This is a genomic window from Bacteroides sp. D2, assembly GCF_025147085.1.
Classification (GTDB): domain Bacteria; phylum Bacteroidota; class Bacteroidia; order Bacteroidales; family Bacteroidaceae; genus Bacteroides.
On sequence record NZ_CP102261.1, the window covers coordinates 3,169,604 to 3,189,722 of the forward strand.

The 20,119-nt window shown below is 45.6% G+C and carries 9 protein-coding genes; 1 reads left to right on the forward strand and 8 read right to left on the reverse strand.

The features are described from left to right. Window position 1: 1 nt before the first annotated feature. Both NQ505_RS10970 and NQ505_RS10975 read right to left on the reverse strand, forming a co-directional pair. Window positions 2-1,186 (reverse strand): aldo/keto reductase, encoded by a 1,185-nt coding sequence (locus tag NQ505_RS10970; protein ID WP_009000468.1) that lies wholly within the window; start codon window positions 1,184-1,186, stop codon window positions 2-4. A 99-nt stretch (window positions 1,187-1,285) separates the two neighbouring features. Next, window positions 1,286-2,893 (reverse strand): alpha/beta fold hydrolase, encoded by a 1,608-nt coding sequence (locus NQ505_RS10975; RefSeq protein ID WP_259828336.1) that lies wholly within the window; start codon window positions 2,891-2,893, stop codon window positions 1,286-1,288. Between the two features lie 236 nt (window positions 2,894-3,129). On the opposite strand from NQ505_RS10975, the gene NQ505_RS10980 reads away from it, so the two are divergent. Next, a complete protein-coding gene (locus NQ505_RS10980) occupies window positions 3,130-4,041 on the forward strand; it encodes a helix-turn-helix domain-containing protein (protein ID WP_009000469.1) in 912 nt (303 codons plus the stop codon). 383 nt (window positions 4,042-4,424) lie between these two features. Here NQ505_RS10980 and NQ505_RS10985 read toward each other — a convergent pair whose 3' ends face one another. The 6 genes from NQ505_RS10985 to NQ505_RS11010 form a co-directional block, all read right to left on the reverse strand. Beyond that, complete coding sequence (locus NQ505_RS10985; RefSeq protein ID WP_009000471.1) at window positions 4,425-6,029, reverse strand: RagB/SusD family nutrient uptake outer membrane protein; 1,605 nt, start codon at window positions 6,027-6,029, stop codon at window positions 4,425-4,427. 19 nt (window positions 6,030-6,048) lie between these two features. Then, complete coding sequence (locus NQ505_RS10990) at window positions 6,049-9,180, reverse strand: SusC/RagA family TonB-linked outer membrane protein (protein ID WP_009000472.1); 3,132 nt, start codon at window positions 9,178-9,180, stop codon at window positions 6,049-6,051. A 207-nt stretch (window positions 9,181-9,387) separates the two neighbouring features. Next, window positions 9,388-10,266 carry a sialate O-acetylesterase gene (locus tag NQ505_RS10995; RefSeq protein ID WP_009000474.1) on the reverse strand — a complete coding sequence of 293 codons (879 nt, stop codon included), beginning with the start codon at window positions 10,264-10,266 and terminating at the stop codon, window positions 9,388-9,390. A gap of 131 nt (window positions 10,267-10,397) precedes the next feature. Continuing rightward, window positions 10,398-13,361, reverse strand: a complete 2,964-nt coding sequence (locus NQ505_RS11000; RefSeq protein ID WP_009000475.1) for a glycoside hydrolase family 2 protein — start codon at window positions 13,359-13,361, stop codon at window positions 10,398-10,400. A gap of 200 nt (window positions 13,362-13,561) precedes the next feature. Next, entirely contained in the window at window positions 13,562-17,899 is a 4,338-nt protein-coding gene (locus tag NQ505_RS11005) for a two-component regulator propeller domain-containing protein (protein WP_032853907.1), read from the reverse strand. Between the two features lie 137 nt (window positions 17,900-18,036). Continuing rightward, window positions 18,037-19,938 (reverse strand): rhamnogalacturonan lyase, encoded by a 1,902-nt coding sequence (locus tag NQ505_RS11010; protein ID WP_032853909.1) that lies wholly within the window; start codon window positions 19,936-19,938, stop codon window positions 18,037-18,039. Window positions 19,939-20,119 lie beyond the last annotated feature (181 nt).

Consider the following 20,119-nt stretch of genomic DNA (forward strand, 5'->3'; position numbering starts at 1 on the left):
TTTACTTCTGTATTTTCGATTCTTGCAATGCATCGTAACGGCTGCCGACCACCGGGATAGCCGCCACGGCCGCTTCCAACTCTTGCATCTCTTCAGGCGTGAAGCGAATATCCGCTGCCCGCAGGTTCTCTTCGAGGTGCGACAGTTTGGTGGTGCCGGGAATGGGGACGATGAACGGCCGCTTGTTTATCAGCCAGGCCAATGCCACTTGTGCGGGCGTGATGCCGCGCGTCCGTCCGAAAGCGTTGAGTACCTCCACGATGCGATAGTTGGCACGGATGGTGTCGGGCTGGAAGCGGGGCAGCGTCTGGCGGTTGTCATTCTTCGGGTCGAACTGTGTGTACTCGTTTATCATGCCGCCGAGGAAACCGCGGTTGAGCGGACTGTATGGCACGAAGCCTATGCCCAGTTCTTCGCAGAGGGCGAGCACTCCGTTTTCTTCCACCGAATGGTGCATGAAGTGGTATTCACTCTGGATGACTGTGACGGGGCAAACCTTGTGGGCGCTGCGGATGGTATTTACGTTTACCTCACACATCCCCCAGTGCAGGATTTTCCCTTCCTTTATCAGTTCGCCACATGTTTCGGCAACGACTTCGATGGGCGTGTTCGGGTCGATACGATGTTGGTAGAAGATGCCTAGCGTTTCCACGCCCAGATTGCGAAGCGAGTTCTCGCATACCTGCCGGATGTTCTGCGGTGTACTGTTTTCCTCAGTCCTCACCTGCACACCATTTACGAACTTATGTCCGAATTTGGAAGATACGAATACCCGGTCGGTATATCCCTTCAGTGCTTCGCCCACTAACTTTTCATTGACATGATAGCCATAGCTTTCGGCCGTGTCGAAGAGGGTGACGCCGCGTTCTACTGCTTCGTGTATCAGAGCGATTTCCTGCTTGCGGTCGGGATGCCAGCTACGGTTATGGTTCAATCCCATGCATCCAAAGCCCATTACCGATACTTGGAATGCAGCTTTGCCACTGCCTAATGTACGGGTATCATGAAGGGCGGCCAAACTTGGCATACCTGTATTTAGACTTTTCTGTCTATCTGAAATAACCTTTTCTGCTGCGTTTACCTTTTCAAGTGCGGGTACAATACACAATGCTGCTCCTGCCAATGCTGTCCGCTTCAGAAAACCACGACGATCCATGCCGTTCTCCTGAATTTGTTCCTTTTTCATATTTTTAATTATTTGATTGTATTTATAGTACGAAAATACAGGCGGAACCTCTACTCCACTGTATTTCACAGATTAAATGGCCTTTTGTTTTTCGGATTATTATTTCAAATGCTCTTCGAAAAACTCAGTCAGCTTGTCAAATGGTATCTTATCCATTTGATCATACAAGTCCACGTGATTAGCACCAGGCACAATGTACAGTTCTTTCGGTTCATTCGCCTGCTTGTAGGCATACTCACTAAAATAGCGCGAATGTGCATTTTCGCCGGTAATGAACAGTACGGGGCGTGGCGAAATCTCCTTGATTTGTGCAAAAGGATAAAAGTTGGTCAGTGCAGCCAGGCTTGTATAGCGCGTGCCTTGGTAACGGGGATGTTGTCCGCGCTGCGGATTGCGGTAGTAGTCAAAAAACTCCTTCTGCACGGCACTTGCGTTCTCGGGTAATTGTTCAGGCGTGCCAAAACGAATACGCGGCTCTGCTCCTTCCGCCTCTTTCCAACGTTGCTGCGCCACTTCGGCAAACATCGACTTGCGCTGCTCGTCGGTCAGGGCATTGCCCAATCCGTTGCGAGTGGCACGCCCCATGTCGTACATACTCACCGTGGCCAATGCATGGATGCGCGGGTCGAGCGAAGCGGCGCAGACTGCAAAACCACCACTGCCGCAAATGCCAATGACACCGATGCGGTTACGGTCAACATACGCTTGCAGACCGAGCCAGTCCACCGACGCACTGAAATCCTCTACCAATGCATCGGGCGACACCGTGTGGCGAGGCTCGCCGCCGCTCTCTCCCTGATAGGAGGCATCGAAGGCCAGAGTCACAAAGCCACGCTTTGCCATTTCCTGCGCGTACAATCCGCTGCATTGCTCCTTTACTGCTCCAAATGGATGGCCCACGATGAGGGCGGCATATTTCCGCGTCTCATCCATATCGGCAGGCAGATAGACTTCCGCACAAAGGGTGATGTCGTACCTGTTCTTATAAAAAAACTTGCGGACGGTTATCGCCGGATCTGCCTTGAAAGTCTTGGGCGGTTCCTGCTCTTCGATCAGCACCATGTCGTTGCGGCAGCGGGCCGCCATCGTTAACACTTCATTTATCTGAGCATCTGTCACCCCGTTATACTTGGCATGGGCGATGTGGATGCGCAGTTCGTTATCCAATTTGTCCATGACAGAGACAGCGGCGACAGTCACCAGTTCGCGCGTCTTCCAATCAAGGTTATCGCGGCCGAAGATGTCGCCGAAGAGATGGCTTTTTAGCATCTCGTCCAAGGCCGGCACGTAGCTGAGTACTTCTCCCTGCGCCGGGCGACCGAACAGTTTCAGTCGGTTCTCTCCCCCGAACGTCGCGCGGTCGGTCGCTGTGATGGGCGTAGGTTCCAGTCCGAGGTTGTCCTTGATTCCTTTGGCGGTGCGTTCCTTCATCAAGTTCGTCAGCGTCGCCAGCGCATTCATGCTCCGAGGGAAGCCGCAATAGGCATAAAGTTGCAGCATCACCTCTTTCTCCTCGTTCACCGTCAGCCCGGCATTCAGTCCTTCGTCAAGAGCTGTTTTCAGACAGCCGGTATTCCCTTGTGCGGTGTACATGCTGATAGCCACGATGTAACGTTCTTTCAAACTCAACATTCCTTTCTCGTTTTGTGCCCACACGGTACTCGTGGAGAGCGTCAGGCAGGCGATGGTTAAAAATAACTGTTTCATATTCGTTTCATTATTACAAAATTTTCTTGTTGCAAAGGTACAGGGTATCAATATGTTTACTTGTATCTATTCCACTGATTAAATGACCATTTTCATCGGTGTCGATAAGGAGGATTTTCTGTCAGTGATATTGGTAATAAAATCTGTGGTTCGGGTCATGCTCTTTTCCTGAAAATCGGCTATTTTTGCATCAGTTTCAAATGAATATTCGTATTTTTGCAAGAAAAGGAAAGAAGATGGGAATAACAAGAATAGACACGGTGCAGCAATATTGCGACCTGTTCGGTATCGAAGCGCTACACCCGTTGATAAGTGTGGTAAACTGTTACGAGATGCAGCCGATAAGGCACTCGAAAAGATTGTATAACGTATATGCCGTCTTATTGAAGGATACCGATTGCGGCACGATGAACTACGGTCGCAGTTTGTACGACTACGAGAAAGGGACGGTGCTTTTCGCCTCTCCCGGTCAGGTGATGGGAGCGGACGACGACGGACAGTTGCACCAACCTGCCGGATGGGCGTTAGTATTTCATCCCGAACTGTTGCGTGGCACATCTGTCGCACGGATGATGAAGGACTACACCTATTTCTCGTACAATGCCAGCGAAGCCCTGCACCTGTCGGAACACGAGCGGAAGACCTTCATCGACTGTATCGAACGGCTTCAGGAGGAATTGAAGTATCCGGTAGACAAGCACAGCCGTTCGCTCATCATTGACAACGTGAAGCTGCTGCTCGACCAGTGCATCCGCTTCTACGACCGCCAGTTCATCACCCGCGAGCCCATGAACAGCGACTTGCTGGCACGGTTCGAAGCCTTGCTCGACGCTTATTACAATTCTAAAGAACCGGCAATGAGCGGTATTCCTACCGTACAGTATTGTGCCGACAAGCTCTGTCTCTCTACGAATTATTTCAGTGATTTAGTCAAGAAAGAGACAGGAATATCTGCTATCAAGCATATCCGGCAAAAGATCATGGATATTGCCAAAGAGCGCATATTCAATACGGACAAAAGCATCAGCCAAATTTCTGATGAAATGGGGTTCCAGTATCCGCAACACTTCACCCGTTGGTTCAAGAAGATAGAGGGATGCACCCCCAATGAATATCGCAATAGTATTAAGACACAAGCTATAAATTAAGTTATGGTAAAAAGCTGATGACTTGTCATGCGTTCCGTGAGCGATTGACAAGCAATACTCCGGATATGGCCACTAAACTCTTTTTGGCTCATTTTCAATTACATGTTAAGTGCAAAAATAATAGAAAAGAACAAAGATAAAACTTGAAAATCTGCAAAATATCGTATGAGAGTAGAAGCAAGATATTAAACTTTAAGGTAATGTGCAAATACGATTACACATTAGCGTTAAAATTCAGGTTATGAGCAAAGATACTTGATGACAGGCAAATAAACAACATTGCCGGAACCTTTTTTGTATATACAAGTGAAAGTCCTCCAGGCTGCCGCCGGAGGACTTTCACTACTAACCTTCAAACAAACTTATAAATAGTATAATGTCGCTTAATTATATCCTTTGTTCTGTTCGTACAATCCTTCTTTTACTTTCATTTGTGAATCCGGTATCGGGTAGATGTATGAGTCTTTGGTGACCAGTTTGTATAATTCATACGTTTCCGGCTTGGTGATTACTCCGTTAGCATCGGAACCATTGCGCTTGAACATATCCTGCAATACACTTACATATCGGTTCTGACGTACCAAATCATGCCAGCGTATTCCTTCAGATGCCAGTTCACGGCGGCGTTCAATATCTACAGAGTCAGCGAAATTCTCGATGGTAATATCATCGTCCAAGGCATCCAGTCCGGCGCGTGTACGAATTTTATTCACCATTTCTTTTCCTTTTCCGGTGGGCCCTGCAATTTCAGCATACATCAACATCACATCTTCCAGACGGATTAGCGGATAATTGATGGGGAAATAGGTGCGGTCGGCAATTTGGTCATCAATGTCTTCGTATCCTAAAAGCTTGCGTTTCATTTTGTGCTCAAAGAATTTGAGGAAGAAGTCTCCTCCTGTATAAGGGGTTCCATCTTCGTCGACGAATTCATTCGTATTAATGGTTCCTACACAACGTTTGTCAATGAAAACACCTGTTTCGTCGGTCTGCTTCAAAATATCGTCCAACTGATTCTCACACCATATTCTGTTGCCGGACATTTGTATCTTCGTATAAGAATCGTTGACAGATGGCACAGAGTTGAATACCATTGGATTACCGTAGTTCTTGGCTGCAATATACTGTATCTCGAAAATATGATATTTGTTATCATTATCACTGATCCATATTTTAATCCATTCGTCGGCTGTGCTCGCCCAATATTTATTGTTGGCGAAAGAATAATCGATTACTTCGCTGAATAGTTCCTCGGCCAATGCCTTTTTAGATGCATCCTGTACGGGATATCCTGCCATTGTCAGATAAACGCGTCCTAATAAAGATTTTGCAGCCACTTGGGTAGCACGTCCGGCTGAAGCGCTGTTTCCCATATAATTCAGCGGAGTGTCTACCAGTTTCTTTACTGCATCTTCCAAATCCGGAACGATTGCTGTCTCATATACCTCCACCGGTTCAGACTGCTTGATAGTCATCGCTTCATTCACCGATACCGGTTGCAACACGATAGGAATACGTCCGAAATAGCGTACTAAATCAAAATAAGCCAATGCTCTAAGGAATTTAGCCTCGCCGATGAACTGGTTTTTGATAGCTTCCGAAGAGAAAGTAACCCCGTCGGTTTTGCTAAGAAACATATTGGCACGAGCTATAATCTCGTACAGATTATTCCAGGCTCCGGAAAGGGTACTGATGGTAGAAATGTTGGGGTTGAAAGTTCCTATATCGATATAGTCACGTTGCTTATCCGTCGTTTTATCCACCCATGCATTGTCTGAACGAACTTCCGACATAAGCCAGGAATAGTCTGAAATAGGAAGCAGACCATTATAGATACCGATAATGGCTTGTTCCATTTCACTGGGAGTTGAATAGAAATAGTCTGTGGTACGCGTGTCGTTAGGCTCTACTTCCAGCCAACTTTCACAAGAGGACAATGCCAATGTCAGTGCTAATCCTCCACTTATAAGATATTTATATAGTTTCATAGTTTCTTCCTTTTTTTATTTAGAATGTAACATTCACTCCTAACGTAATGACTCTGGCTTGCGGATATGAACCGTAGTCATAGTCTCCCGTTGAACCGCCATTGTTAGCTTCAGGTGAGAAGCCACCTTCGTATTTATCCCACATCAGAAGATTTTCCCCTGTCAGATAAACACGGGCATTCTGTATGAACTTCTTTTTGAATGGAATACGGTAGCCTAATGTTACGTTTTTGAGTTTTATGAAATCCGTACTGTATAACCATCGGCTGTCATAGAATTGTCCCGTATTGGCGTTGTCGATACCCGGAGTTTTTCCGTCACCCGGTTCTGCTTCCGATTTCCACATGTTTTTCCAATGAGACAACACATTACCGTTGGCTCCCATACCCGGACGGTCCATAGCACGTCCCAGAACGCTGTAAATCTGGCCACCTGTCTGTGCAGTAATCAGGAAAGATAAGTCGAAGTTCTTATACTTGAAAGTATTTGTTATACCGAAAGTATAATCCGGATCAGGTTTGCCCATCAATGTGCGGTCACTGTCATTGATAACTCCATCGCCATTTGCGTCCCGATAGCGCACGTCGCCTACTTTGCTGTTCTGCATCACAGGATATTTTTGTAAGTCTGCCTGTGTCTGATAGACTCCGACTGCATCGTACATATAGAAAGATCTCAATGGCTGGTTCACCATAAACACCTGTGTAGTGCTGTCGTATCCTGTAAATACAGTACTGTTGTCATCTCCTAGGCTAAGTACTTTATTCTGATTGTAAGAAACGTTCAGAGAAGTGCTCCATTTCAATCTGCCTGTCAGATTCTGGGTCGTGACTTCCAGTTCGAAACCTTTGTTGCGGATAGAACCAATATTTCCCCACGCTTTGGTGAAGCCGAGCAATGCGGGAACAGTTACTTGATATAGCAGATCTTTGGTTGTTTTCACATAATAGTCGGCAGAAATGAAGATACGGTTGTTGAACAATCCCATATCAAAGGCAACATTCCAGCTTTCAGTCTTTTCCCAGCCGAGGTCGGGATTGGCGAGCGATGTCGGTGCAAAACCGTTGATGATACTGCCGGATGAATAATTGGCGCTGCTTAGTTTGGCAAGGGCTGTATTTGTCGGAATGGAGTTGTTACCATTTGCGCCCCAGCTGGCACGCAGTTTTAATGAATTCATGACGAAGTCTTTCGGCCAGAATTTTTCGTTTGAGATACGATAAGCACCGGAAACAGCCGGGAAGATACCCCAACGGTTCGCTTTCCCGAAACGGGAAGAACCGTCACGACGGATACTTGCCGTCAGCAGGTAGCGATCGTCATATTCGTATTGTAAACGTCCGAAGTAAGACATCAGGCGGGATGGGGTTGATAAGGACGCTGTAGCAGCAGTGAGTACGACGTCGGCCATATCGATTACTTCCAAAGAGTTGTCCGGAAATTGAGTGGCTGATAATCTCATGGAAGAACCACCGGAACTTTCCATAGAATAACCGGCCATGGCACCGATAGTATGTCTGCCGAATGTCTTGTCGTAATGCAATACTCCCTGGAGGAGGAATTTGTTGCTACGTGATTCGGTACGACTTGCTGTTGTTCTGTAGCCTTCTACATCTGTCCGGTACTTGGTGATAGTGCTCGGCACAAACGAGCGGCTTTGGCTGCTGCTAAAGTTATATGAACCGGTCACTTCCGCTTTGATTCCATTCCATATATCAGCTTTGACATAGGCGGAGGAGCTTAATTGCACTTTTTCTCCTTTATTTTGCACGTGTTCCATATAGGCAACAGGGCTGATTTTGCTGGAACTGGTCCAGCGATAGTAACCGTAAGCTCCTGCGCCGGTATAGATACCATCTTCAGGTTCTGCAACCGGGGCCATGGTAAGTACGTTCGTTGCCTGACGGTCTTTACCATCTACACGTCCTCCTTCATTCCAACTGGCAGATGGTGCCAGATTAACTCCGACAGTAATCCGGTTGAGCACTTTCGATTCTACATTGGCACGGAAATTCAGGCGCTTATAATTACTTTCGATAGCGATACCCTCCTGATCTGTGTATCCCATTGATACACGATATTTGGTGTTACCACGACCGCTTGAAAGAGAGAGTTGATAATTCTGTATCGGAGCCAGGCGGAAGAATTCGTCCTGCCAGTCTATCAATTTCAGATTGCCGTAGCCGGGTTCTGTCCAACGGGGATCATTCAGGAAATAATAACTTTCCTTTCCACCTATCATTGCCAGACGGGTAGCGTAATCATCTTCAATCGTTGCTCCTTTGCTTCCGTATTGAGATATATATCTGTTGTTATTATATGCGGTACGGAATTCAATCCATTCCTCCGGTGACAGTACGTCTACTTTTCTTTCCAATGACTGAATACCGAAAGATGCCTGGAACTGTACTCGCACTTTCTCATCTGTACCGGCTTGTTTGGTGGTAATCAAAACGACACCATTGGCACCGCGGGAACCATAGATGGCTGATGAGGAAGCATCCTTCAATACCTCAATAGATTGTATGTCTCCGGGGTTGAGGCTGCCGAGATCATCGACAGGAATACCGTCCACTACATATAAAGGAGTAGCATCTGCATTAATAGAAGCAGCTCCACGTACACGGATTTGTAATTCGGAACCCGGTTCGCCGGTGGTACTGCGAACTTCCACACCTGCCAGTTGTCCTTGCAGGGAAGAAGCGATATTGGTTGATGCCCGGTCTTCCAGTTTTTCGGCATTTACTTTGGCGATAGCTCCGGTCACATTACCTTTCTTGGCACTGCCGTAACCGATTGCTACAACTTCATCCAGTGCGATAGCAGATTCCGACAGTTTGATTTGGAGTATTTTATCGGTGATGGTTACTGTTTGAGTGTTATATCCGATAAAGGACACTTCCAGCAGTTTGGCACTTTTGGGAGCGGAGAGTACGAATTTACCGTCTAAATCAGTAATCGTTCCTTTGGCGGTTCCTTTCACAGTGACGTTTGCACCGATAATCGGTTCATCTTTCTCATCTACGACTACACCTGTCACCGTTCGGTTTTGTGCGAATGACAGGGTAGATTGTACTACGAACAGAGTCATTAAAAGGAGATATTGAAGCCTCCTCCCCAGACTGCCATTTCCATGCAAAATGTTTTTCATGTTAATATATCTAAGTGATTAAATTAGTAAATAATAGAAGATGCAGACATGCTTTTCCGTTTGTCTGACTTCCTCTGCAAAGGAAGTGTATTAGGAGAAATTACGCTCAAGTATTCGTACGGAAAAGATGTAATTTCATACTAATTGCTAAAAAACACAATTGGCATTTGTACGCCACCCCCTTATGAATGTACAAATATAGCCTTTTCAACGGATTGCTTTTATCTGTTCGTACATCTGTTTGCCTAAATATTCGGCAGAATTTTGGTTGAAATGCAAACGGTCGCCCATCAATTCCGCATCCGACATGTCTATCAAATAAGCGTTCTTGTCTTCTTTGGCAAAACGTTTCATGGCGGCTTCCACTTCGCTTCCATACTGTTTGTTCTTCTTGGCTACCGTACCGAAAATAAAAGGTAGATTAGAGTAATCCTTTCCTGTTTTTTCGCTTAGATGGTTGCGTACATAAGTGACTACTGCTTTCAGGTTTTCATAATATTTATCTCCATGCGCATGGTCACTTTCTCCCTGATGCCATAGGAACGCATCAATCTGATAACCGTTTTTCAACTTGGATAATGTATTGTCAATGCAGCCGTCTATGTCATTGATGAAAGACAGAAGCAAAGAACGCCCCTTCTCGCTGGTTGCCGTATTGTTTGCCAGCCATTCGGGATTCGCCGACCAGTGAATTGATTTGTCCGAAGCGTTGGAAGGCTCGATAGAAGTACCGCCGATTGCCCATTTGATAACATAGAAAGGCTCTTGCCATAATTGTTCCAACCAATAGTAGGTAATAGCGTCATATCCCCAGGTATTGGGTTTGGCTCTTCTTTTACTCTTAGGCCAGAAGGGGCGGAATTTCCCGTCTGTACGGTTTTGGGCAATTCTGCAATACTTGTAAGCTCCTGTCGTAAAAGCCGTGTCCGTTGCCATTGTTTTGATGTAATCCGGCAAACGGTCGTTGGGTACGCGTCCATCGGTATTCGATTGTCCGGCGGTGATAATCACATGGGCAGGTTCGTTGTTGCCCGCCATGCAGTTGTAGCTGAATGCAAGTATGAAAAGGATCAGTAAATTCTTCATGATAGAAATATGCTTTATGATTTTTAAACTATGGAGGTAATAAAAAGTCCTCCTCACGTTTATTATCGCTCGGGAGGACTTCTTATCAAACTAACAATCGTGTGAGAAATCTAATACCTGTTGAAAATTATTTATTTGATTGTTTCGAGAAACTCTACCTCGATGATTCTCAACTGGTTCCTGCTACTGCTTTTTTCCAGTTCCATTTTATTGGCAGCCTTAGCCTCTACTTCGATAATCTGCCCGAAAGCATCTTTGTCACTGGTGTTTCCTTTCAAGCGAATAGTTATCGTGTTGGCACGTACCGGCTTTTCTACATCGAGATGGATATATCCCAGGCTTTTATCCGTGTTTCCACTCCAAATCAAGGTGTTGCCGGCATATACTTCCAGCGGGTAACTTCGTGAACGCCATCCTTGCAGTTTGATGCATATATCGTCTATTTCAGCATCTCTTTCTAATGTATAGGTAATCCATGCAGTACTTAGTTTACCGTCATTTTTCCATTCGGTCAGTTCGATATCATCGTAGCTTTTTTCTGCGTCATTGTTGTTGCAACCGGCTTTTGCCGAAACGATTCGTACTCCCTTTTTACTGTCTTTGTAAGAAGGGGTAGAAGGTGTTTCTCCTCTATCCAGTCTGCCTTTCAAAGTGGCCTGCGGAAGATAGGTACTCAAACCTTCAATCACTTTTACAGGCACCGTTTCTAATGCGAGAGTGGCAGTCGGAAGTCCTTTTGCTTGTGCCGTCAGAGTTACTTTCCCGGCGGTAGTCGTACTGCGGATCAGTGCACGGTTGATACCACATTCTACCGGAAGGTTGGTATCAAGGATATGATTGTTTTCACCTTGGGCAATACCTCCGCGCCATTCCGCCTGACCCTTGAGTGTGAACTGAATAGTACGGTTGTCCAACGGGCAACGTTGTCCGTCTTTATCTACCACTTCCACCTGTATCAATGCCATATCCGCACCGTCTGCATGGAAGCCTTCGGGGTTTTGGATAGCGGTAAGTTTCAGACTGGCAGGTTCACCGGCTGTATTTACAGCATAACGGCTGATTTCTTTCCCTGCTTTATTGTAGCTGACAGCTTCCAGTTTGCCCGGTTTGAAGACTACGTTGTCGAAAATAAAGAGAAAATTGTATTGGCGTTTGCCTTTACCCAGGGAGTTACCATTCAGGAAAAGCTCAACCTCTTCTCCGGTAGACACTACCTGCACAGGTTTTACCGTATTTTCCGGATAGTTCCAGTGTCCGATGATGTAGGTTTGGTCTTTTTCCGTATCTACCCATCCGTCCCACATTACCTGATGTGCATAGAAAGCATCTTTTTCGATACGCATTGCGTCCGTCACTCCACTTCTTCGGTAGTTTTCCGCACCCCGGTAATGGGTATTGGTGTCGGAGAAGATAATTTTAGTACCCCCGGAGCTGACTCTGTTACCCGTTCCGGGACGCTCACGCCAATAATCATACCAGCGTGCTATCATGGTGATGGCAAGTTCATCCTGGTTGCGGTTATAGTCAGTGGCCGGTTGTCCTTTATAAAGTGGTCCGTCACCTTCTTTATGGAAAGGATAACTGTATTCATCCCAGTACTTTCTTAAACCTTCGTCGCGGCAATATTCGGTCGCCCACATCGGATGATGTTCGCTTCTGTTGATATACAGCATTTCGCCGCCGTATTCCGCTTCGCGGATATCCAACATTTCACGTGATCCGATGGCACGTCCGCCGAACGGGTCGTATTTGTCGCGGACTGCTTTCATCTCTATCATGTGTTCGCGGCTGATGGCTTTGTTACCACATTCGTAGAACAAAATACTCGGGTTATTGCGGTTGTAGATAATTGCGTCGCGCATCAATTCCACCCGTTGTTCCCATTGGCGTCCTTCACGGTCTTTTTCAGCATCTCCGGCAGGCATTGCCTGTATCAGGCCTACACGGTCGCAGGATTCTACATCCTGTTTCCACGGAGTAACATGCATCCAGCGAACCAGGTTCGCGTTTCCTTTCACCATCAGACCATTAGAAAAGTCGCTCAACCAGGCAGGTACGGACAGACCTGCTGCCGGCCATTCGTTGCTGGTACGCTGCGCGTATCCTTTCATCTGGATAACACGGTCGTTCAACCATATCTTTCCTTCTGCGAAGCGGGTCTTGCGGAAGCCGGTGCGGGTACTTACTTCGTCGAATACCTGATTGTTTTCATCTTTCAAAGCGGTTTTTACCGTATACAAGTAACCATATCCCCAACTCCAGAAATGAAGATTATGGAGGATGGCAGATGCTTTTACCGTCTTAGTCTCTCCGGCTTTCAAAGTCACTTTATCACTCTGGAAAGTTTTCATTAGTTTTCCGTCGGCATCAAGTACAGTCACCTGATAGCTGAATTGCCGGGTAGCCTTACTGTCGTTTCTGACCTCCGATTCGGCATGAATCGTAGCTTTGCGTCCTTTGATGTCGAAGTCTTGGGCATAGACATATACGCCTGTTGTTTTCAGGTTGCTGTATAAGGGAAGAGTCTGATATACATTATCGGTAACGTACAGGAAGACGTTTTTAGGAATACCGCCATAGTTGGCATTGAAATTGCGGTCGTTCCACTGGAACTTGGAGTTAGTTCCTTCTTCTCTGTACATCCAGTCGTTGTCGGTGCGAACGGCAATCACGTTCTCACCCTCTTTGATATGCGGAGTCAGGTCGAACCCTACCGCCATAACACCATTTTCGTGTCTGCCCAGATAATGTCCGTTGAGATAGAAGTCTCCGCGTTGGCGTACTCCTTCAAATTCGACGAATACTTTCTGATTACTTTTCAGTTCCGGGATCCGGAAATTCTTGCGATACCATACCACTGTATCTGTCAATTGTTCGATGGAAAGTTTGAATGCTTCATCTTCATTGAAGGCATGAGGCAAAGTCACTTGTTTCCATTTACTGTCGTCGAATTTTGCGTCTTTGGCTTTAGGAAAGTCTCCTATCCGCAGCTTCCATTCGCTGTTGAAATTGTATTTTTTGCGTTCGGATGCCTGTCCGTTGATGACAGACAGTGCAGTCAGCAGAAATACGAAAAGAAATAATTTGTGTTTCATGATAGTCTATTAAAATGTTCTGCTGCAAAGGAAGTACATTGAGAGAAAACATACATATACTACCGTACGGAAAGGATGTAATTTTTATCTCATGATGAAAAAAAAGCGACTGGTATTTGTACACACTTTCAGATAATAGTACACATTCCCCGTTGATAGGAGAATGAGATACTATTATCTGCGGTTAGCACATGTTCTTTTTAAACATCCGTTTTATTCCCTTCTTCTTTTTCTTCGGAAGTTTGTTCTGTGTTCTCTGCCGTATCATTGGAAGCCGGAGCTTTACCACCGTTCTTCTGATAAACAGAAGGGGCTATACCGAATTGATTCTTGAAGCATTTGCTGAAATAATAGGGATCGTTGATACCTACTTTGTAGGAAATCTCGGAAACAGTCAGGTCTTCGGTTAACAATAATTCCGCAGCTTTCTTCAAACGAATGACACGCAGGTATTCATTGGGAGAGTATCCGGTGACACCACGTACTTTCTTGTAGAATACGGTACGTCCCAATCCCATCAGGTTGGCATAGTCATCTACGGAAAATTCCGTTTCCACCATGTGCTCGTTCAGCATTTCATTCAGTTTTGCCAGGAATTTGCTGTCCTTGTTGTTCGTACAGATAGCCGCATGAACCATTCCCGGTTCGTTGGAGAATTTTTCACGCAGTTTGTCCCGCTGTTCGATCAGTTTGGAGATTCTGGCCAGTAATAAGGAGATGCTGAATGGTTTGGTGATATAAGCATCCGCGCCGGATTCGATACCTTCCAGATATTTTTCTTCCATATTGAGGGCGGTTAGCAGAATGATGGGAATGTGGCTGGTGGCAAATTCATTCTTTAATTTCTTGGTCACTTCGAATCCCGTCATACCCGGCATTAATACATCGCAGATAATTAGGTCTGCATCATAAGTTTGTGCACGTTCGAAGCCACTGATACCATCCGCTTCTGCCACTACTTCGAAGTAATGACCGATTTCTTCTTTCAGGAATTCGCGGACATCATTATCATCTTCAATGATTAATACTTTCCGCTTGTTCAACGGTACGGGAGGTGCTGCCTGTTCGTCCGTATTTTCGTCTGTGACAAACTCTTTATGGCGTTGTTTCTCTTCTTCAATCAATAACTGGTTAGGAACCAGGAAATCTTTTTCTTCATAAACACTGGCGTCCGTTGGTAGTTCGACGGTGAAGATGGAACCGCCGCCTTCATTCTCATTATAAGAAATCGTTCCTTTATGTATATTGACCAGACCGTATGTCAGATGAAGTCCGACGCCTACACTGCTGTGTGAGAAGCTGCTTTGCATAAAGCGTTTGAACAGTTCGGCACGTTTCTCTTTCGGGATGCCGAGTCCAGTGTCGATCACTTGTATGCAGAGCTGTTTCTTCTGTTCCTGTACGTCTACTTTGAATATAATCTTTCCGTTGGAAGGAGTATATTTAAAAGCGTTGGAGAGCAGGTTGTAGATCACTTTATCAAGATTCCCCTTATCCACAGGCATCTTGTAAGAGTTCTGTGAAGGCTCGAAACGGAAATCCATGTTTTTGGATTCGCTGACGTCCTTGAAACTAAGGAATATCTCATAGCAGAAAGCGACAACATCCGTTTCCTCCAGAGAGAGGGCGAGTTTGTTTTTCTGCATTTTCCGGAATTCCAGTAGTTGGTTGATAAGCCTCAACATTCGTTTCGTGCTCTTGTCCATGATCTTCAGGGAGTGTTGCATATCCTTGGAGTGGTTTCCCATGTTGACAATTCTTTCCAAAGCACCTTGAATCAGTGTCAACGGAGTGCGGAATTCATGAGAGATGTTGGTAAAGAATTCCAGTTTATACTCCGTCAACTGGTTTTCTACAGCGATACGGTTACGCAGCGCATTGAAATTTCTGATAATACGGAAACTGAAGTAACCCGCTATGGCTATCAGAATGGCATAGATCAGGTAAGCCCATCCGGTTTTCCAGAAAGGAGGAGCTATTACGATTTCCATCACATTTTCTTCTCCCCAGATACCGGCGGCGTTGCAGGCTTTCACATGTAGTTCATATTTGCCCGGAGGCAGATTCCGGTAAGTGGCAAAGTTCAGGCTGGAGGGCGAACTCCATTCCGTATCGTATGGAGGAAGACTGTAAGAGTATTTGGATACCCCGTCCAGATAGTTGAAGGTAGAGAAAGAGATCGTGAGTGAACTCTGATAATATTTCAGGTTCAGTTCGTTGATGTAAGGCATTGCTTCTTGTAAAGGCGAATCCTCCACTCCCGGAAGCATGTGCGCACCGTTGATTTGAAGTCCGGTGAAGATAACGGAGGCAGGCTTGTCCAACGTCTCTATCTTGTTGGCATCCAGTACTACCAAGCCATAGTTTGTTCCGAACAATAATTTGCCGTCATTGCTGACGCAAGCGGTGTTTTCACTATATACATTTCCTAAAGTGTAGGAAGAGAAAAAGTAATTTTCTATCTGTTTGGTAGCCGGGGTGAAACGGGAGATGCCATATTCGGTTGCAATCCACATTTTATGGTCCTTATCCTGGACAATGGATTGTACGACTGCATTGGATAATCCGTCTTTTATATCATAGCAATCGAAAGTCAGGTGTTGATAGCTGTCTCCCGGGTGGCAGACTGCGAATCCGGCCCCGGAAGTACCAATCCACATATTACCTTTATCATCGTTCATCAAACAACGGATCTCGTTGCTGGGGAATGTGCCGTTGGCATGATTGTAAATCACGTAATTCTTGGGTGATGCAATCAGTGAATCCGGATGGAAGATATAAATACCGTTGTTCGTGCCTACCCACATGCGTCCGTTCTTGTCCTCTTCGATGACACGGATGCGTTTTTCACCGTAGTTGTCTTGTAAGAAGTGTTTGAACTGGTAGCCGTCGGCAGTTTTAATTGCTAAATTTAATCCTCCACCGAAAGTGCCTAGCCACATACGTCCTTTTCTATCGCGATAAATGGAGTAAACCTGGTCGTTGGATAGAGAGTTAGCGTTTCTGGGGTCATTCTTATACCATTTGTTTGCGCCGATGCGAAGGCCGATCCCTCTCATTCCCAGCCATAAGTTGCCTTCCTGATCTTCGTTCATGCTGTAAACGTTATGGGTGAAGTCCTCTTGCCGGATCACTTTGGTCAGGGCAGAGTTGTATTCGTAAAGGCTACCCATGCGGTTGGCCATGTAGATATTGCCGTTTTGAGTCTGAAAGAGCATGCGGATGGTATTCGAGCGGTCGGAACTGTTTTCACCGCTGGGATGAATACGCTGTGTTCCTTTGTTCAGAATTTCCAAATGAGATAAACCCGAGAATTCGGAGCTTACCCAGATACCTCCGGAACGGTCTTCTATTACAAATTGAAGATAGTTGGAGTTGATGTGGCTGGATTGATTGACTTCGAATGTGAAGTGTTGCAGGTTACCCGTCGATAATTCATAAGCGTAAAGCCCGTTGCCGTAAGTCGATATCCAGAGAATGTCCCGTGAGTCGTGTACGATGCTGTAACGTTCCACATCGATGTAACCGATATGTTTGGAGGAAAGGAACTGGAAAGGTTTGATTTTGCCGGTGGTTATATCGACGTACCATAAATTGCCCGTATAGTTATGTACCCATACATTTTTCTTATTGTCCCTGGTGACAGCGCCATTTTTGATATTCAGTTCCGAGTAACGACTTAGTTTACCGGTCGGAATATCCAGTATGTAGCTGCCGTTGACGGTAAACAATACCCATTTATCCTGCAAGAGGAAGTTGCCTGTGACGTGGCCTGTATCATCAAAGCTTTCGGCTAACGACGCAACCTTTTCTAGCTTGTCCGTGGAATAGGTATGACGGTAGATTTCATTTTTATCGGTAATGATACAAGTGTATTTATCATAAGAAATGATGTGTTCCCAGTTCTGTTGTTGCGGGTCGAGGTTGTTCGTTTTACCATTCTGATACTTCAATAACCCTTTGTCCGTACCAATCCAGACTTCTCCTTTTGCACTTTCCAGAACGAATTGTACTTTATCGGAAGGCAGGTTGCCTGATTTCTCTTTATACGCTTGCGATGAAAATTTGCCGTCCTGATAAACGACTCTGCGGCAACCGTTTTGATTATGCCATAACCAAATAGAGTTGTCGGAAAGGATAATGAATTTGGAATAGTTTTCCTTGTATTCCCCATTTCCGGTGAAATCTACAAAACAGCCATGACGCAAATCATAGCAACTGATAAAAGAAGAAATTGTTGAAATCCACATGAAGCCGTTCGGGTCTTCTTCCATGCTTCGGATGCGGGAATCGGCTAATGAGAGCGGGTTATTTATATCCGGATAGATATTGACGAAAGAATTGCCGTCATAATAACTTAATCCGTTGAGAGTTCCCAGCCAGATAAATCCTTTACTGTCCTGCATCATATAGCGGGTCGAATTATTTGCTAATCCATCTCCGGTAGTCAGCTTATTGGAGCGAATTTCCACGGAGGCCGACAGTGGATAGAGATAAAGCAATAAAAGCGATAATATAAGGAATGTATTCTTCTTCATAGTGGATTTATATGTGTTATATGCAGGCAAAGATAGTTATTTCTTTGGATTTTAAACAAATCTGCCCTTCGTATAGTAAAATACCAAGGGCAAGAGATGTGTATTTGTGGTTGGCGCTGATACTTTTAATGCAATACTTATTTGAATTGGTATCCTCTGAAAGTGCCTTTCATTTTTATAAGTTCCGGGCCGAAGTAGAATCCGGGTTGTGTTGGCTGGTTATAGCCTACATTTTGAGTAGCGATACTGATTCTGTATATCGGTTCTTCAAGGAAAGTATGGAATCTGTACTCGGTCGGGATAGTCGATACGTAGAGCCGGAGAGAAGCGTTGTTCTCGGAGCGTACGAGTACTTCCTCCCGCCAGTCGCCTATAATGTCACCTTGCAGGCAAGGGTTCGATTTCGTACCATTGTTGGAAAGAGTTCCTGTGAATTTGACAAGCGGAACAAACTTTTTGTTTTCCCAATCGTATTTAATAACCATGTTTCTATCCAGCATTTCACGCAGCAGGTCTCCATCCCACCAGACAGCCATATTGGTAGGCATATTTCTCATTTTGGGGGCTATGATTTCTCCTTTTACGTTTCGGATTCCTTGTGAATCTCCTGACCACATTTCCACGCCCGGATGAGTCGGGTCAATGTCGGCAGCCATGCAACGTCCTACATCGGTATTGCTTTTTATCTGCAATAACACTTCTCCGGTGGCGGCATCTCTGTACGTACTTCCGTCACGTTTGTTTTCGTGGCAGTCCCATACTTGCAGACCTTTACGGGAAGGGTCGAAATGTGTCAGGTGAATGGCATCTCCATGTCCCATTCGGGTAGAATAAAGCCCCTTGCCGTTGTGGTCGATAGCGCACGAACCATAGATGATTTCGTCGCATCCGTCACCGTCCACATCGCCTACGCGCAGATTGTGGTTTCCTTGTCCGGCGTAATCTTCGCATCCGGGATGGCTGCTGTCGAATACCCAACGGTTCTTCAGTTCTTTCCCATTCCAGTCGAAGGCCGCCAGAACGGTGCGTGTGTAATAGCCTCGGCACATAACGACACTTGGGCGTACTCCGTCAAGGTAGGCTACACAAGCCAGGAAGCGATCGCTCCGGTTACCTTTTGAATCTCCCCAATCGGCCACGTTGCCACGGGCAGGGATATAGTCGATGGTATGTAATGCTTCACCGGTGTCTCCTGAAAAGACAGTCAGGTATTCCTTACCTTTCAAGATACGTCCTTGTTTCATTATCTGATTTCTGCCGGGGTCGAAAGTTCCCTCTTCGCGATAGTCTGCATTTGCATCTCCTATTACTTTCCCTTTGCCGTCTATTGTTCCGTCGGCAGTCCGCATCACTACTTCCGCTTTGCCGTCGCCATCCAGATCATACACCATAAATTGGGTGTAGTGAGCTCCTGCACGTACGTTTTTACCCAGGTTGATACGCCACAGCTGCTCTCCGCTCATTCGGTAACAGTCGATATATACTTCACCTGTATAACCTTCGTGTGAGTTGTCGTGTGAATTGCTGGGGTCCCATTTGAGAATAATTTCATATTCGCCGTCACCGTCTACGTCACCGATAGAAGCATCGTTGGGACTGTAAGTGTAGGTATCACCTGCCGGAGTTACTCCGTCCGCCGGCTTTTGCAAAGGAATTTCCAGATAGCCGAGCGGCGCATTTTCCGGAAGGGTGTATGTACCGTCAATGTGATGTGTCTCCTTTCCTTTTATGACAGGGCGCACTTCGTAAACGGCCGCTTTCTGGCTGTTGTTCTTATCGCGGAACAGGGTACTGACTGTGACGGGGGTATCTGTCAGTTTTTTCCCGTCTCTATACACATTGAAACCGGTCTGTATCGGATCGGAAGAAAGATACCTCCATGAAATGATTACCTCTGAAGGATTTTCGCGAATGGCAACTACGCCGCGGTTTAATTTCTCCCGTTGTAACTTAGAGTAGTTATATCCGGGTTGTGCCGTCATTGTTATTAGAGGCAGTGACATGAATATGCACAATAGATAAATTGCAATTCTTCTCATATTTGTTTGATCGGTTTGAACCTTATTATATTTATTCACTCGCAAAATTACTCCTTTTTTGAATGTATGAAATGGAGAAATGTACAAAGACTATATACAATTGTGCACCTTTTGGTATTAATTGTCCGTATGATATAATATTCTATCTTTTGCGTACATCCGTCCATTACCTCTTTGATGA

What these genes read in the sequence shown, in the direction of transcription:
- NQ505_RS10990 (WP_009000472.1), bottom strand. Translation starts at nt 9,180, where the DNA reads ATGAAAAACATTTTGCATGGAAATGGCAGTCTGGGGAGGAGGCTTCAA.
- NQ505_RS11005 (WP_032853907.1), bottom strand. Translation starts at nt 17,899, where the DNA reads ATGAAGAAGAATACATTCCTTATATTATCGCTTTTATTGCTTTATCTC.
- NQ505_RS10985 (WP_009000471.1), bottom strand. Translation starts at nt 6,029, where the DNA reads ATGAAACTATATAAATATCTTATAAGTGGAGGATTAGCACTGACATTG.
- NQ505_RS11010 (WP_032853909.1), bottom strand. Translation starts at nt 19,938, where the DNA reads ATGAGAAGAATTGCAATTTATCTATTGTGCATATTCATGTCACTGCCT.
- NQ505_RS10980 (WP_009000469.1), top strand. Translation starts at nt 3,130, where the DNA reads ATGGGAATAACAAGAATAGACACGGTGCAGCAATATTGCGACCTGTTC.
- NQ505_RS10975 (WP_259828336.1), bottom strand. Translation starts at nt 2,893, where the DNA reads ATGAAACAGTTATTTTTAACCATCGCCTGCCTGACGCTCTCCACGAGT.
- NQ505_RS11000 (WP_009000475.1), bottom strand. Translation starts at nt 13,361, where the DNA reads ATGAAACACAAATTATTTCTTTTCGTATTTCTGCTGACTGCACTGTCT.
- NQ505_RS10995 (WP_009000474.1), bottom strand. Translation starts at nt 10,266, where the DNA reads ATGAAGAATTTACTGATCCTTTTCATACTTGCATTCAGCTACAACTGC.
- NQ505_RS10970 (WP_009000468.1), bottom strand. Translation starts at nt 1,186, where the DNA reads ATGAAAAAGGAACAAATTCAGGAGAACGGCATGGATCGTCGTGGTTTT.